The organism is Pseudoalteromonas sp. P1-8 (assembly GCF_001399985.1).
Lineage (GTDB): Bacteria > Pseudomonadota > Gammaproteobacteria > Enterobacterales > Alteromonadaceae > Pseudoalteromonas.
The window spans coordinates 147357-163229 of sequence record NZ_LJSO01000003.1 but is presented as its reverse complement, the minus strand read 5'-3'; the positions used below and the strand labels follow the sequence as shown (position 1 = coordinate 163229).

The 15873-nt window shown below is 40.6% G+C and carries 18 protein-coding genes; 7 read left to right on the top strand and 11 right to left on the bottom strand.

The annotated features are described in order from the left end of the window. Positions 1–6: 6 nt before the first annotated feature. The 7 genes from AN213_RS06105 to AN213_RS06075 all read right to left on the bottom strand — a co-directional run bounded on the left by AN213_RS06105 (position 7) and on the right by AN213_RS06075 (position 5812). Positions 7–771: a flagellar basal body rod protein FlgF gene (locus AN213_RS06105; protein ID WP_054553307.1), complete on the bottom strand. Its 765-nt coding sequence runs from the start codon at positions 769–771 to the stop codon at positions 7–9. Between the two features lie 160 nt (positions 772–931). Continuing rightward, positions 932–2299 carry a flagellar hook protein FlgE gene (flgE, locus tag AN213_RS06100; RefSeq protein ID WP_054562217.1) on the bottom strand — a complete coding sequence of 456 codons (1368 nt, stop codon included), beginning with the start codon at positions 2297–2299 and terminating at the stop codon, positions 932–934. Positions 2300–2350: 51 nt separating this feature from the next. Next, entirely contained in the window at positions 2351–3034 is a 684-nt protein-coding gene (locus AN213_RS06095; RefSeq protein WP_054562218.1) for a flagellar hook assembly protein FlgD, read from the bottom strand. Positions 3035–3047: 13 nt separating this feature from the next. After that, positions 3048–3479 carry a flagellar basal body rod protein FlgC gene (gene flgC, locus AN213_RS06090; RefSeq protein WP_054562219.1) on the bottom strand — a complete coding sequence of 144 codons (432 nt, stop codon included), beginning with the start codon at positions 3477–3479 and terminating at the stop codon, positions 3048–3050. A gap of 2 nt (positions 3480–3481) precedes the next feature. Next, positions 3482–3892: a flagellar basal body rod protein FlgB gene (gene flgB / locus AN213_RS06085; RefSeq protein ID WP_054562220.1), complete on the bottom strand. Its 411-nt coding sequence runs from the start codon at positions 3890–3892 to the stop codon at positions 3482–3484. 135 nt (positions 3893–4027) lie between these two features. Further along, entirely contained in the window at positions 4028–4858 is an 831-nt protein-coding gene (locus AN213_RS06080) for a protein-glutamate O-methyltransferase CheR (RefSeq protein WP_054562221.1), read from the bottom strand. A 21-nt stretch (positions 4859–4879) separates the two neighbouring features. After that, positions 4880–5812: a chemotaxis protein gene (locus AN213_RS06075; RefSeq protein ID WP_054562222.1), complete on the bottom strand. Its 933-nt coding sequence runs from the start codon at positions 5810–5812 to the stop codon at positions 4880–4882. Positions 5813–5954: 142 nt separating this feature from the next. On the opposite strand from AN213_RS06075, the gene flgA reads away from it, so the two are divergent. The 3 genes from flgA to flgN all read left to right on the top strand — a co-directional run bounded on the left by flgA (position 5955) and on the right by flgN (position 7482). After that, a complete protein-coding gene (flgA, locus tag AN213_RS06070) occupies positions 5955–6659 on the top strand; it encodes a flagellar basal body P-ring formation chaperone FlgA (RefSeq protein ID WP_054562223.1) in 705 nt (234 codons plus the stop codon). A 78-nt stretch (positions 6660–6737) separates the two neighbouring features. Then, positions 6738–7058, top strand: coding sequence for a flagellar biosynthesis anti-sigma factor FlgM (gene flgM, locus AN213_RS06065; protein ID WP_054553314.1), 321 nt, complete (start codon positions 6738–6740; stop codon positions 7056–7058). After that, positions 7051–7482 (top strand): flagellar protein FlgN, encoded by a 432-nt coding sequence (gene flgN / locus AN213_RS06060; protein WP_055197941.1) that lies wholly within the window; start codon positions 7051–7053, stop codon positions 7480–7482. Before flgM ends, flgN begins: the two co-directional genes overlap by 8 nt. 100 nt (positions 7483–7582) lie before the next feature. On the opposite strand, the gene AN213_RS06055 is transcribed toward flgN, so the two are convergent. Continuing rightward, positions 7583–8041, bottom strand: a complete 459-nt coding sequence (locus AN213_RS06055) for an LPP20 family lipoprotein (protein ID WP_054562225.1) — start codon at positions 8039–8041, stop codon at positions 7583–7585. 110 nt (positions 8042–8151) lie between these two features. On the opposite strand from AN213_RS06055, the gene AN213_RS06050 reads away from it, so the two are divergent. Next, a complete protein-coding gene (locus AN213_RS06050) occupies positions 8152–9342 on the top strand; it encodes a flagellar assembly protein FlgT (protein ID WP_055020695.1) in 1191 nt (396 codons plus the stop codon). Here AN213_RS06050 and AN213_RS06045 read toward each other — a convergent pair. Continuing rightward, on the bottom strand, positions 9325–10224 hold the full coding sequence (locus AN213_RS06045) for a LysR substrate-binding domain-containing protein (protein WP_054562227.1): 900 nt from the start codon (positions 10222–10224) through the stop codon (positions 9325–9327). The genes AN213_RS06050 and AN213_RS06045 overlap by 18 nt on opposite strands. 109 nt (positions 10225–10333) lie before the next feature. Between AN213_RS06045 and AN213_RS06040 the strand changes: the two genes are divergently transcribed. From AN213_RS06040 to AN213_RS06030, 3 genes are all read left to right on the top strand, one after another. After that, the gene (locus AN213_RS06040; RefSeq protein WP_054562228.1) at positions 10334–11062 is read left to right on the top strand and encodes a glutathione peroxidase; all 729 of its coding nucleotides are present in this window, start codon (positions 10334–10336) and stop codon (positions 11060–11062) included. A gap of 232 nt (positions 11063–11294) precedes the next feature. Continuing rightward, positions 11295–12728, top strand: coding sequence for a sodium:proton antiporter NhaD (gene nhaD, locus AN213_RS06035; protein WP_055197939.1), 1434 nt, complete (start codon positions 11295–11297; stop codon positions 12726–12728). A gap of 181 nt (positions 12729–12909) precedes the next feature. Further along, entirely contained in the window at positions 12910–13974 is a 1065-nt protein-coding gene (locus AN213_RS06030) for a zinc-binding dehydrogenase (protein ID WP_055197937.1), read from the top strand. A gap of 72 nt (positions 13975–14046) precedes the next feature. Here AN213_RS06030 and AN213_RS06025 read toward each other — a convergent pair whose 3' ends face one another. Continuing rightward, on the bottom strand, positions 14047–15360 hold the full coding sequence (locus AN213_RS06025; RefSeq protein WP_055197935.1) for a HipA domain-containing protein: 1314 nt from the start codon (positions 15358–15360) through the stop codon (positions 14047–14049). Then, complete coding sequence (locus AN213_RS06020) at positions 15344–15646, bottom strand: helix-turn-helix domain-containing protein (RefSeq protein WP_055020691.1); 303 nt, start codon at positions 15644–15646, stop codon at positions 15344–15346. Before AN213_RS06020 ends, AN213_RS06025 begins: the two co-directional genes overlap by 17 nt. Positions 15647–15873: the final 227 nt, after the last annotated feature.

Genomic DNA, 15873 nt, shown 5'->3' with positions numbered 1-15873 from the left:
GTCATCTTAAACAATGCGTAACAGCTGATCTTGACGCTCGTCGAGCTCTTCGGCTGTTTTCATTAATTTAACTTGTAATTCAAATTGGCGTTGATTGCTGATCATGTCGACCATTTCATGCACTGGGTTTACGTTCGACATTTCAAGCGTACCCGACAGTACCTTTACGTTTGGTGAAATATCACAAAAACCACAAAGGTCATTGACCAACATGTCTTCTTTTGGTCGAAATAAACCGTCATTACCTTTTTCAAGCTGAGTGTTATCAGCCTCAATCACTTTTAAGCGATCAACCACTTCCAAAAAGTTAGCTGGCGCACCTTGTGGGCGAACCTGAATAGCACCGTCTTCACTAAACTCAACTTTCTCGATAGGTAATGGCAAAATGATTGGACCACCTTCGCCAATTACTTGACGGCCATGGCTAGTGATCAACGCGCCATCTGGAGTAATGTTTAATGTGCCAGTTTTGGTGTACGCCTCATTGCCTGATGCATCTTGTACACTCAACCAACCACGGTCACTCATCGCGATATCAAGCTCGCGGCCAGTTTCAACAAAACCACCCGATTCCATATTAGATCCAGGGCGTTCTTGCATTGCAAACACCCTAGATGGCAGACCTTCACCGAAGGCTTGCATAGAGCGAGCTTGTGCAAAATCAGCTTTAAAGCCAGTGGTGTTAGCATTCGCAAGGTTGTTGGCCTTGAGTTCAAGACCTCGCAAACTTTGCTTAGCACCCGACATGGCAATGTAGACCATTTTGTCCATAACATTGACTCACTAAAAATACGATAACTAAGAAATGCAATAAAAGTGCCAAAGTAAAATTGACGCTAAAATAGAAGAGAAAAATGAATAATTAGAATGAAAAAAGGCTGCCAATAGAGGGAGCAGCCTTCGTGTCGGATTAAGCTTAGAGCCGTTAAAATTAACGGATCTGTAGGATGTTTTGCTGTAGTGTTGAGTTAACCTCAAGCGCACGTGAATTTGCTTGGAAGTTACGCTGCGCACTAATCAAGTCAACAAGTTCGTTAGTTAGGTTAACGTTTGATTGTTCAAGCGCAGATGAGTTAATTGAACCCAAGGTACCTGAACCTGGTTCGCCAGCAATAGGTTCACCTGATGTAAGGCTCTTCTTCCAGGCCGTATCACCCACTTGTTGTAAACCCTGTGAGTTCGAAAAGCGTACCATCGCAACTTGACCTAGGAATGAAGTATCACCATTACTGTATGAAGCAACAATTTTACCGTCAGAACCGATATCGATACCTGATAGACGACCTACAGTCGCACCATCTTGTTCCAGTGCTTTTACTTCAAAGTTACTAGCATACTGAGTAGGAATTTTATTTGTTGTTGCTGCTTCATCACGCCAATTAATAGTGACATCATCTGGGAAGCTGGCACCATTAGAAAGTAAGTCAGATAAGCCTGCCGCAGCACCAACACCATTTGGTAACGTTAATGGGTCAAACGTAGTGTCAGTGTTTGCTACACCATCTGTATTTAGTGGTAAACCACTTGAGTCAAACTGAAAAGTCGAAATAGGCGTGTATGGCGACGTAGTTTGCTCAGTACCATCCGCAGCAAACGGTTTTTCATCTAAAGTAGCATACACTTCCCACTCATTTTCATTACCAGTAGTTGTTGAATCAGTTTTCACAAAAAAGAATTGTAAAATATGTGGCTCACCTAATGAATCATACACTGTTGTTGATGTTGAGCTGTTATATGAAGCACTTGTCTCAGGATCAAACGGCGTCACTGACGGTGAAGTTGCTCGAGAGTCTAGATTAAAAGATGAATAAACATTCGTGGTTGCACGTGGTGAACCTGATGCATCAGGAATTTGTAGTGCAGAAGATGTACTTAAGCTAACAGAAGTGGTATCACCGGTTGCTTCATCAACAGGGAAACCTTGTAGATAGTTGCCATTAGCATCGACTACAAAGTTATCTTTATTTAATTTAAACGCACCTGCTCGGGTATATGTGAAGTCTTGTGCACCTAGGTCATTCGCCATTGCGAAATAACCTTCACCAGTGATCGCTAAGTCAAGTGAGTTATTTGTGAAAGATAACGAACCTTGGTGGAATTGTTGTGCCACCATTGTTGTTCTTACACCGTCACCATTTTTTGTTTTACCAGAACTAAATACTGATGATGCGTATACATCAGCGAACTCTGCACGAGACTCTTTAAAGCCCGTAGTATTAACGTTAGCAATGTTATTTGCGGTAACGTCTAAATCTTTTTGCGCGGCTGCTAAGCCTGTTAATGCAATATTGAAGCTCATAACTCACCTCTAACCTATCTCTTAGCCTAAGCTAACCCAAACCTTTTTTACTTATGCGATTTCAGCTATATCAGTTAGCCTAACCGCACCCTCTTTTGTATTTACGATAATGCCGCTTGCGCCATTAATATTGACACTTTCAATATTCTTAAAGGTCGCCATTGGCATACTGCTGTAGTCTCCATTTACAAAGCCTTCAGCACTGATGTCATATTCACCTTCAGGTAGCACATTGCCATCATTGTCTTTACCATCCCATTCAAAACGAAGTGCACCCGCTGACTGAGAACCTAATTCAATGGTACGCACTAACTGGCCTGATGAATCCGTTATTCTTAGCGTTAAAGATTCAACAGCGGTTTCTGCAACCACCGACCCTTTAGCTAGATTTTCGCCATCAAAATCAATGGTGTCAGACTCAAGTAACGCTTGCTTACCAACAAGAGTCGAAGCCTGTAACGCAGAATTTGATGTCATTGATGCAGTGAGTGAATCAAACTTCTCGTTTAAGTTTGAAATACCTTCAGCCATGGTAAAGTTCGTCATCTGCGCAATCATTTGATCGTTATCAGCAGGATTACTCGGATCCTGAAACGACAACTGCTGTGTTAACAACGAAAAGAAATCTTCCTGAGAAAGCGTGTTGTTGTCTTCTTCAGTTGTTTGCGTACTACTTTGATTCCAACGCAAACTATCCATATAGGATGATGATGCAGAGCTGATGTCGTTACTCATAACTTATCCTCGGTTACCGTTGTCCTAACAACAGTGTTTTACTTAACATTTGCTTAGCTGCATCAGCAACTTGCACATTTGTTTGGTAAGAGCGAGAGGCAGAAATCATATTTGCCATTTCTTCTACAACATTAACGTTAGGTTTGTAGATATAACCATTTTCATCCGCACTTGGGTGGTTCGGGTTATATTCAATTTGTAGAGGTTTATCACTCTCTACAATGCCTAACACTTTAACGCCAACAGAAGAGCCCTGAGGATTGCTTTGTGATGCTGACGCTTTAGTCAACTCTGCAGCAAAAACAGGGTGGCGCGCTCGATATGTCTGATCTTGACTAGAACTAATCGTATTTGCATTCGAGATATTACTGGCTGTGGTATTTAAGCGAACATTTTGCGCACTCATACCGGTTGCTGAAATATCAAAAACATTATACAAACTCATGATTAAGCTCCTTGACTACCGAGGGCTTTTTTAAGGCCTTTAATTTTACTACTCATAAATTGCAGGCTTGCCTGATACTCTAATGAGTTCTGTACATACAAGTTTCGTTCCACTTGTATATCGACTGAGTTACCATCACCTGTATCTGCTTGATTTGGCGTACGAAACATTTCTGCGCTGCCAACAAAACGACTGCCCCCGGCAATATGTTTAGCATCGGTTCTTACCATGCTATTGCCGCCTTGTTGGTTGCTTTTTGCCGCTTTTAATGCCGAGGCAAAATCGATATCTTTCGCTTTATAGCCCGGCGTATCAGCATTAGCGATATTTGTCGCTAATAACTCAGCGCGTTGTGAACGGATCAACATCGCATGAGGATGAACACCAAATGCTTTATCAAAACTGATAGCCATAACCATCTCCAAAAAATTGACTCTGTAGTGGTTAATGCAAAAGCTAAGCCAAAAATTTAGGAGTAATTTGATTTATATAAGAGACTGAAAAATAGGTAAATTTAGCAACCTAAGGACTAGGTTGCTAAGGAGAGTTTACTTTTTCTGATAGATGATACCTGGGTTACAACGAACCATATCAAAGCTATCACTTAAGCCCGCCATTGATTCTGACGCACCTAAAAACAGGTAACCTTTCGGGTTTAAAGCTTGAGCAAATTGAGAAATGATTTTAGCTTTTACTTCTGGTGAAAAGTAAATCAACACATTACGGCAAAATATGATGTCAAACTTGCCCATTAGGGCATATGAATCGAGTAAGTTTAAATGTCTAAAGCTGACCATTTTACGTATAGGGTCAACTACCTGAGCCATTCCATTACCGCTGTCCTTGAAGAACTTTTGACGACGCTCCATCGACAAGCCACGAGCGAGCGCCAGCGAGTCATACTCAGCATTCTTGCACATATCAAGCATGGTATTAGAGATATCAGTGCCAATAATTTGCGCACCCATCTTTAATACACCTGGGTTTTTAGATTGGAACTCGGCAACAGACATGGCAATTGAGTACGGCTCTTGTCCTGATGAACTTGCCGCTGACCATATTTTTAGTGGCCTACGCACATCTTTAAGTTCAGGAAATAGTTTTGTTTTCAATAACTCAAACGGATATTGGTCACGAAACCAAAGCGTTTCATTGGTTGTCATCGCATCAACGACAGCGGCACGAAGCTGCCTCTCATGAGGGCTTAGTGTTTTACTTACCAACTGTGATAAAGATTCAACATTAAAACGCGCCATAAGCGGCGCAAGGCGGCTTTTAACTAGATAAAGTTTATTATCGCCAAGCACAATGCCACATTGTTGCTCTAAAAAAGAGCGGAATTGATCGTATTCGCTTTGTTGTAAATGCTTATTTTCCAAAGTAATACCACCTATAAATAATTAATCACAATGAACCCATTTCTTCACAGCTGTCGCTAATTCATCTGGGTTAAATTTTGCAATAAAATCATCAGCACCCACTTTTTCGATCATTGCTTGGTTAAACACCCCACTTAAAGAGGTATGCAAGATCACATGCAAAGGTGATAATTTTGGATCAGCCTTAATTTCAGCGGTTAAGGTATAACCGTCCATTTCTGGCATTTCTACATCAGATATTAATAGACCAACACGTTCAGTAATATCATTTTGACAATCGAGCTGAGCAATCTCTCTTAAACGTAAAAGTGCTTCTTTTCCGTTTTTAGCTAGTTCAGTTTGTACACCTAGAGGTTCAAGCGCACGCTTGACTTGGTTTCGAGCTACTGCAGAGTCATCAGCAATAAAAACAATACGCTCACCCAAGTCACGCTGAATCTCACCTTCACCAACTACTTCAGCACTCACTTCAGTGTTAACTGGGCAAATTTCGTTTAATATCTTTTCTACATCGAGAATTTCAACTAATTCGTTTTCAATCTCAGTGACCGCAGTTAGGTAAGAATAACGTCCGGCTCCCGAAGGCGGCGGCATTATTTTTTCCCAGTTCATATTCACGATGCGTTCAACACCACCAACTAAAAACCCTTGCACTGAACGGTTGTACTCAGCAATGATGATAAAACTGTCTTTGATATTTTCAATTGCAGGGCCACCTACAGCCATCGATAAATCAATAACAGAGATAGTTTGACCACGGATATGCGCAACACCGCGAATGTACGCATTTGATTTAGGCATGTTAGTAAGTGGTGGACATTGCAGAACCTCTCTTACTTTAAACACGTTTATACCAAAGCGTTGTCGCCCTCTGAGTTTGAATAATAGTAATTCAAGGCGGTTTTGCCCAACCAACTGAGTACGCTGGTTAACTGAGTCTAAAATGCCTGCCATTTCAATCTCCTAAAGATAAACAATCAGAGCTGGAACAATAATTGCCTTCTTTGTGTTAAAGCTACATAAGGTTACAAAGCGTCTGTTTTTTGACGCAAAATATTTATACCTTGTTTTCAACCATAAGCATAGTCGAAACAATATGAGTTTGTTAAAAAAAAGCCGAAGATACAGTGTTTTTTATTTTCTTACTAGCCTGTTGTTTACAACACAACTACAGGCAGAAGTTTATAATACCGAGCAACTTCAACAAATCGCCATCGATTTTGTTAGCGAGCAGCTCCCTGATCTGGACACCACACCTCAAATTAGTGCTTTACCATTAGATAGTCGCATTCCTGAGAGGTTATGTGAGTCACCAATTAACAAAGAGTTACCAACAGAGCCTCCTTTTAATCGGCAGGTAACTGTACAACTTAAGTGCCAAGATTTAAATAGTTGGACCCAATACGTTCACGTGCGCATTATTGAGCTCGAACCTGTGGTTGTTGTTACCACTAATTTAGCCCGTGGAGAGGTCATTCGCCCTGAACATTTACGCCTCGAAATGAAGCCAAAGCAATTTGTTAGAACGCAATATGTTCAAGATGAGGCTATACTTATTGGCAGTCGCAGTAAGCGCAATTTACGTGACGGCACACCTATTGTTATGAGCCAAGTTTGTATGGTTTGTAAAGGCGATAATGTAACTATCTATGCTTCATTACGCGGGTTAAGAATTAAAACCACCGGAATTGCTCTAGAAGATGGCACGTTAGACGAATTAGTACGTGTAAAAAACAAAAAATCAGGTAAAGTATTAAATGCACGTGTGGATGGGGTCGAGTCTGTACAAGTAAATATTTAATTTTTTATATTTATGCTAAAGTATCCGCTGTGCCCGCCGATATAAAGGCATATGTTGGGTAATGTATAGGTCAAAATTATGGTAAGCAATGTCAATAATGGTCAACAACAGCCTTCTGTGTTGACAAATACCAAGCAAAAAAAGCTTGATTTACAAAAAGATAATGCTAATGCAGCCGCTGCAAAATCGGCCGCACCAAAAGCAAGTGCAGATTCTGTGAGCTTAACTCCTCAAGCTAAACAGCTAAAATCTTTGCAAGAAAAAGCAGAGCAATCATCTGGCTTTGATAGCAATAAAGTGGCTGAGCTGAAAAAAGCAATCAGTGAAGGTAAATACCAAATTGATGCTGAAAAGCTAGCAAAGAACATCGCTGCATTCGAGTTTGATGTCTATGGCTGATCATAATCATTTAATAGCTAGCAAATTAACACAACAAGTTTCGTGCTTGGAGTCTATTGCTGCGCTGTTAGATGATGAGTTGACAGCCATTGCTGCAAAGCGTGGCGACGGATTAAAGAGTATTGCCCAACAAAAAATCTCTTTGCTCCAACAAATTCAAACCATTGATAAAGAAGTGCAAAAGCTTGTTGCGCATAACGAATCGCAAGATGACGAAGTAAGTACACTTATTAAGCAAGTAAATACTCTCCTAGCAAGCTGCAAAAAGAAAAACGATGTAAACGCTCACGCGGCCCATCAAGCACAGTTGAGTGTTAAGCAACTTAAAGATATTTTAATCGGTGCACCATCATCGATGACCTACGACCAAGGCGGTAGCGTGATTCAAGGCGATAAGAAAATCGTTCACAACTTGAAAGCCTAAATACTATTTCATTAAAAAAGCGCGATAACTAAGTTATCGCGCTTTTTTAATGCTTGCAGAATTTGCTGGACTTATGCAGCAAGCCAATACTAAGTTGCACCTAATAATATGTTACTTTTTTTACTTGGCGCGGTTTTACTTCGCCGATGTATAAATCGTGCACTCGCTTCATATCAAGCTGTAATTCAGTTGCGTAGGTGTCCCCTACTGCATAGGTTTTAATAACCTGTGCACCTTTGATCACACCTTGTACTTGGCTTTGTAATTGATCATTATGAGCAATGCTGTTTTGCACTGTAGTGCCTGCGGAAATTCTTTGCCCGTAAACTTGCTCAGCAAGCTCGCGGTAAGCTTCAAGCTTTGAGGCTTTAATCGCAAGTAGAGTACGCTGCGATTCATTGCTACCTGGTTGAGCACTAATTGGCGCATAACCCACGGCTTTTAGCACTGGGTAGCTATCTGGCTCAATGTAAGTGTATTCTACATGTTTATCAAAAATACTACTGCAGCCGGTTAATGCTGCGCAGGCAACCAGCCCACCGAATAGAAGTGCTCGCATAATTTGCTTCCGCTTAAAACTCTTTGGCTACAAATATGCACGTTTAATGCCACTGTGGTACAGTCCTTGCTCATTTAGGTTATTCATTGGTTTTAATGCTAGGTGTCAGCATGAAAAATAAAACAATAGCCAGCTTAAAAGGCCTTGGCTTAGCCTTTACAATTTTGTTTTCTAACAATAGCTTAGCGCAGTGGTTTGAATCTACAGGCCATGCAGTTGTAAAAAATGGCGATACGAGCCAAGCCAAATCTGCCGCCATTAAAGACGCCATAACTCAAGCTTTAGTGTTTTCTGGCGCTCGAGTAAGCTCTGTACAGACACTAGTTGACGGGGTTTTGACGCAAGATCAGCTAAAAATAAGCAGCCATGGTGAAATCCAGAAAATAGAATTGATCAGCGAAGACCGCCATAACGACACCTATGCCATCACGCTTCGCCTCGATATTTTTGCCCAAGCAGAAGAATGCCCTGCAAACCAATACACCAAATTTATTGCCGTGACACAAAGCCAACTCGCCAACCGCGAGCAAGCGCGTATGGGCCAAATTTTTGACGTAAACAAAGCCATTAGTGAACACTTATATGCCAGCTTAAGTAATACGCAAATGGCAGCTAAACCGACAGCCTATTACAATATGCCGTTGCGAGTAGATCATTTTTTCACTCAGCAATACGATTACAGTAATGCACTACTTGAAGAGATCACTAGCCGCAGTAACTCGCAATATGTATTACTGAGCCGTATTCGTGATTTATCGGTTAACCATAAGATCAACAACGATTATGCATTTTGGCAAGATGATAGTTTCAAGCGTGCATACAAAGTAGATTACGTCTTATTTGATGGCACCACTTACGAAAAGCTCTGGCAAAAAAGCTACCAAACAGAAGGTATTTGGCCGTATAAAAAGACTGAGATCATCGATGTATATAGCGACCGATTTTGGGCAACTGACTATGGCCAAGCTATTAGCGATATAAACCAAACCCTAACCTATGACTTACAAGCAGCCATGGCCTGCTTACCCACCCAAGGTAAAATACTGCATATCGAAAACGACAGACTAATCATCAACTTGGGTAAGGCGCATGGGCTTGAGCAAGGGCAAATTTTAAATATAGCCCATCATAATTACCTAACGGATGCACAGGGTAATAAGCTTCCGCACAAAATCACCACACTTAATCAAATAAAAGTGACTCAGCTTTATCAGCAATCAGCGGTTGCCATGAGTATAGATAAGCAACCACTACCTAACATTCAAATTAACGATATTGTTGAATTAGCTGCTAGTGAGTAAATGAGCTTGTAGGCCTTCATGAGCATTTAGCCAGTTAGCTAATTGCTCAACACCAGCTATATGTGGGTAGTGCTTACGAGTTGCAATGACAACTTGGCGTTGCTGGTTTGGTGTTATAGCTAAATACTTCACTCCTTCACGTGGTGTACATGCAAGCTTAGGAACAAAGGTTACCCCATCATCCATTGCCACCAGCGCGAGTAAGGTTTCAATACTGTTACCTTTATATTGATTCGAGACTTCAACCCCAGCTGAAAAGCAAAATTGCTCAGCTTGCTCCTTAAAGCAATGCCCTTCGTTTAACATTAATAAGTCACATTCATGTAATTGAGCTAAGGCAACTTCAGTATGTTGTGCTAAAGCGTGTTGCTCAGAAACCGCAACTAAAAAGTCTTCTTTATAAAGCGGTGACACATGATAAGGCGCTAAATCGGCAACATCAGCAACAATTGCAATATCAATCTCACCATTATCAAGGGCCACCAGCGTTTGCGCTGTTTGCATTTCTATAAATGAAAACTGGGTTTCACTAAATGCCTGCTTCATAGAAGTTAAGAGTGTTGGCAGTAAATAAGGTGCAATGGTAGGAATAATACCGACATTGATTTTACCCTTTAGTGGGTCATGTGAGCTGGCAGCTATTTCTTTAAGCACTTGGGTTTGATCTAGGATCAGTGTGATCTGCTTAAGAAGTTGTTCACCTTGCACAGTCAACGTGACTTGCTTTGTTGAACGGTCAAAAATAACAACTCCCAGCTCTTGTTCAAGCTTTTTAACTTGCCCGCTTAATGTCGGTTGGCTGACATAGCAAGCATCAGCTGCTTTTCTGAAGTGCTTATATTGTGCAACCGCTTTAACGTATTCAAAGTCTTTTAAATTCATATTACACCACCAATAGCTTTTACCTATCATACTAATACAAACAAACGATTGGAGCTATCATAAATTAAATCGCATAATGACACTCAACAAATCAAGAGGAATCAAAACAATGTTAAACAATATCGAAGGCCAAAAAGTACCAAACGTTACATTCGCAACACGTGTAGACGAGCAGTGGAAATCAATGACCACTGACGAAATTTTTAAAGGTAAAACAGTTGTGCTATTTGCATTACCAGGTGCCTTTACACCAACATGTTCATCAACTCACTTGCCACGTTATAACGAGCTTGCGGCTGTATTTAAACAAAACGGTGTTGATGACATTGTCTGTATTTCTGTAAACGATACCTTCGTAATGAATGCATGGGCACAAAACCAAGAAGCGCAAAATATCACTCTATTGCCAGACGGCAACGGCGAATTTACCGACGGCATGGGTATGCTAGTCGATAAAAACGACTTAGGTTTTGGTAAGCGCAGTTGGCGTTATTCTATGTTGGTAAAAGACGGCGTTATCGAAAAAATGTTTATCGAGCCACAAAAGCCTGGCGACCCGTTTGAAGTATCTGATGCAGATACCATGCTTGAGTACATTAACCCAGCACAGGTAAAACCAGAATCAGTGAGTATTATTACCAAGCCTAATTGTCCGTTCTGTACAAAAGCTAAAGCGTTACTAGAGACGAAAGGTTATGTGTACGAAGAAATCGTATTAGGTCAACACGCTTCATTAACTAGTTTAAAAGCGATTTCTGGTCGTGAGACAGTGCCGCAAGTATTCATAGGCGGTGAGCACATTGGTGGCTCTGACGATTTAGAAAAACACTTTGCATAATTTTCAAGTTGGGGCTGCTAATTGCAGCCCTTTATTACTTTAAAACCTCAAACCATTGATTAAGTTATAAATTATATAACTGGTCTGCTCTCGCCATCACCCGTATTTATATTCAAAATACCAACATCTTAGTTACCAATTTGTTACATAAAGCAAAGAATGAATCTAAAATGTCTGCAGCTACATTTACTTAAACCGTAACGAAATTAAGATGATTTAATTGGAATATACAATGAAAAAACTAATACAAGGATTGCTCCTTTCCTTGCTATGTTTCGGTGGCCAAGCTCATGCTGCGTCAACTGGTACTATCGATTTACTCACCCATCCTGTTGGCATTATATGCCTTGTTATTTTTATCTTTGCTTATGTGCTCGTCATACTCGAAGAAAAAATTCACTTACGCAAATCAAAACCCGTATTGGTTGCAGCCGGGATTATTTGGACCCTTATTGCTTGGCAGTACAGTGCACAAAACTTATCTGATCTTAGCACCGACGCATTTCGTCACGCCTTGTTAGAGTTTTCGGAGTTAATGCTATTTTTGCTCGTTGCGATGACCTATATCAACGCCCTAGAAGAGCGTCGTTTATTTGATGGCCTAAGAAGCTGGCTGGTTGCTAGAGGCTTTAGCTACAAGCAATTATTTTGGATAAGCGGTGTACTGGCATTTTGTATTTCACCTGTAGCCGATAACTTAACTACTGCCCTACTTTTATGTGCAGTGGTAATGAAGGTAGCAGCAAATGATAACCGCTTTATTGCTATGTCGTGCGTCAATATTGTAATAGCCGCAAATGCCGGTGGCGCATTCAGCCCGTTTGGTGACATCACGACACTGATGGTTTGGCAAGCCGATGTTGTTGCCTTTACCGAGTTTTTTGTTTTATTCCTACCAGCTTTAGTCAGCTATATTATTCCTGCTTTCGTTATGTCTTTATTTATCAATAACCGACACCCGGATACGGCCGATGAAGATATTGAACTTAAACGCGGTGCGCTTCGCATATTGTGCTTATTCTTACTGACAATACTCACCGCCGTCGTGCTAAAAACCGCCTTTGGTTTACCACCGGTTGTGGGCATGATGATGGGTCTTGGCTATTTACAGTTTTTTGGTTACTTCTTACGCGTGACACTCCCCGGCTCTCTTGCCAGAAAGCGCGCGATGGCAGAGCGTGAAGGTGACAAAGAGCGCTTATCTCGCTTAGGTAACGTTGTTCCTTTTGATGTATTTAGCCGTGTATCGAGAGCCGAGTGGGACACGCTCTTGTTCTTCTATGGCATAGTTATTTGTGTTGGAGGCTTAGGGTTTATCGGCTACTTAGCGCTGCTTTCTGACTTGCTTTATAACAACTGGTCTGCTACCGGTGCGAACATTATTCTTGGTTTAATGTCAGCGGTAGTCGATAACATTCCAGTGATGTTTGCAGTGTTACAAATGATGCCTGATATGTCGCACGGTCAATGGCTGCTTATTACGCTAACAGCAGGAATTGGTGGCAGCCTGTTATCAATTGGCTCTGCGGCAGGAGTTGCACTAATGGGTCAAGCGCGAGGGATCTACACATTTAATAGCCACTTAAAATGGTCGCCGGTCATTTTACTAGGTTACTTTGCTGGAGTATTAACTCATTTATACCTCAATACAGCCTACTTCGGCTAAGACTTAATAAAGTAAAAACCCTTATCACTTTGAGGGTTTTTACTTTAAATACTCCACAATGAGTAGTTTATAAACAGACATGTCGTAATAAGCTGTGTTTTTGTCGTAAAAAGTCAAGATTAAGGCAGGCGCTTTACTTTAGTCTAATAATTCACAAATAAGGTGAATTGAGGACACACATATGAGCCAAATGAATTCTGTTGCCATGCAAAATGGCAAGCTGCATGTAAAACAAATTGATATCCCTACACCTGGACCCGGCCAAGTACTGGTAAAAAGCCTAGCTTGCGGCATTTGCGGTTCTGATATTCATATAACCCGCCACACCAGCGATGTATTCGATATCTATAAAAACCTTGGCATCATGGCTAAAGATGCAGGCGATGACCAAGAAGTATTATTAGGCCATGAGTACGCGGCAGAAATTGTTAGCTACGGTCCAAATACTAAAGGCGAATTAGCTAAAGGCACCCGTGTAACCTCTGTGCCTATTTTACTTTCTGCTGGCGGCGCTGGCGTAGGTGTAACCCCAGGGCTATATGGTGCCTATTCTGAATACTTTATTGTTGATGAAGCCTTACTATTACCTATTCCTGATGCTGTTCCATCAGAAGCGGCAGCCATTACAGAACCACTTGCTGTTGGCCTGCACGCAGTGAACCGCGCACAAATGAATAATGATGATGTTGCCATTGTGGTTGGCTGTGGCCCAATTGGCCTTGCCGCGATTGCCGCGTTAAAGCTTCAAGGCGTAAAACACATCGTTGCCTCTGATCCACAAGAGAGCAAAAAACAAATTGCCCTTGAATTTGGCGCCACAGAATATGTTAACCCTATGGCGGATGATGAAGTTGCTACAGCCGCAGCACTTGCGGGTAACAACAAGGTCGTTATTTTTGAATGTGCCGGTGTAAGCCGCTTATTGAACGACTACATTTTACGTGCACCGGCAAAAGCAAAAATCATTGTAACAGGTGTACATACCGCACCACTAAACGTTAACTTTGCCTATGCCACAGTGAAAGAGCTCGACCTTATTTTCTCTTATTACTACCAGCCAGAAGAGTTTGCACAATCACTTGAGAACATTGCGTCAGGCAAAATTGCATGGCAAAAAATGCGTACTGGTAAAGTCGGCATAGACGGCGTACAAGGTGCGTTTGATACCTTATTTAAACCAAACGACCATATCAAAATCATCATTGAACCATGGCGCACAGGCGAGCTTGAAAAAGTAACGGGTTAATTTAGTTTAAAAACGAGTAATAACTCTGCAGCTTAGAAATTAACAATCAAACGTTAATTTCTAAGCTATAAACTATAGTTCGATATCAGGGATTACATTTGCCTGCTCAAGAAAATGATCACAACGAGCATTAACTATATCAAAGTAATGCTTTAGATATGACACTTGTGATTCTGAAGGGCTATCAACAAGCGATATTGCCTGTTGTAAATTATTTTTAATACTTGTCGCTATTTTAGTTAGATGGCTTTGTAGTAACTTTTTTGAAATTCCATTTTCATCTGCAAAGTCAACTAACTGATAGGCATTAATTGCATCAGGGTCAAACTCATCTCCTATACTCATAGCTAGATCCTGTTCAAACTCTGGATACATTTTAACGTTTACTAAATCATAGAATGGCGCTGGGGTTAGACCTGATTTTTGCACAAAAAAGCTAAAGTTTTTGCCATGTGCATCTGAGTTGTAGATAAAAAGATTAAATAACGCCCACTTTAAAATTTCAATTTTTGCTGCTATTGGGTTTTCGCAGAGTTCAGATAGCGCAAACAGTTTTTCAAAGCTTGCACCATCGCGAATGTGACTAACATCTCGCTGCTTACCTAAATTTCTTTCGTACTTTTTATCAACCCCTAGATTACAAGCTTGGCATGCATCAATCATATGCCTGCGCTTTACACTTTCGGGGCTAAACAATTTTCTATCAAACCTTTCTACAAGTAACGCAGGGTGGTGATCAAAATATTTAAGTTCAACCTCTGCAACACTTAACCCAGCTAGTTTTGCAAGTTTCATTGTTACAAATTCATTTATAACAAGATGTTGCTGATTATTCTTTTCAAACTTAATAATATGGGTAGAGCAAAGGTCTCCTTCACCAAAACCTAACTTGCTATCAACTGACAATACATTTAATTTTGATTGAACACCTGCTACTGACAATCTTGGTTTGCCGTCCCAGACTTCCAAATGCCATAGTTGAGGATCAGATAACCTTTTGATCAGTTCAGCATCACTAATAGCGATAAAGTTACTTTTTACTTTATCGTTTAAAGCACCTTCAGGTAAAAACATCATAGCCCCAGAGGTATCTTTACCAATTCCACCGATCTGAGCAAATACATTCGTCCGTGATACCCCTAAGTAATCTATTAAATAATCTAGGCCCTTATTTTCGGGTAGTAAATTTTGTAAAAAACGTCTGATATTGACAGAAGGTATGTCATGTCCAAAAGGTAAATGAGGAGATATTGGAAAGCCTTCATCCACCCACTCTTGTTGATAACTCAATGATAAATTATCGCTTTCTCTAGAAAGATGTAATTTACCAACCAGCTTTTGGCTATAAATTATGTCGAGTGTATATCTATCAAACCCAGACGTCATTCTCATCCTCCAGAGGTGAGTTAACTGTACTATCACTTTGCCATGGCTCAATTGATATCTTAACGCCTAATGCCGAGACAACTTTCATTAACGAGGCCAATTTTACATCTGCACTACCTTGTTCAATATTTATGTATGTCTGCTTTGATATACCCGAAAGTAATGCAGCGTCAGTTTGCGTGATATTGCTTTGTGTTCTCTTCGCTTTAATAACGTCACCAAGCAAAGAAGGTGTGAACGCTCTACTTAAATCTGGGGATTTACTCGCTTTAACTTTCTTTGCCATCACAATCTCAATTTGAACAATGTTTCTATAAAAGTCTAATCTATCAGACTTTTATTTCAACCTGCACCATAAAATAAAATAAAATAAGTCTACTTTAAAAGACTTTTACAGTTTTAAACTTAAAAGGTCACAATAAAGTCCAGTTTAGTAGACTTTATTTTCAAATAATGGCAGCACCTCCATTAAAGTCTACCTCAATAGACTTTAATAATTTTCACTATTACTTT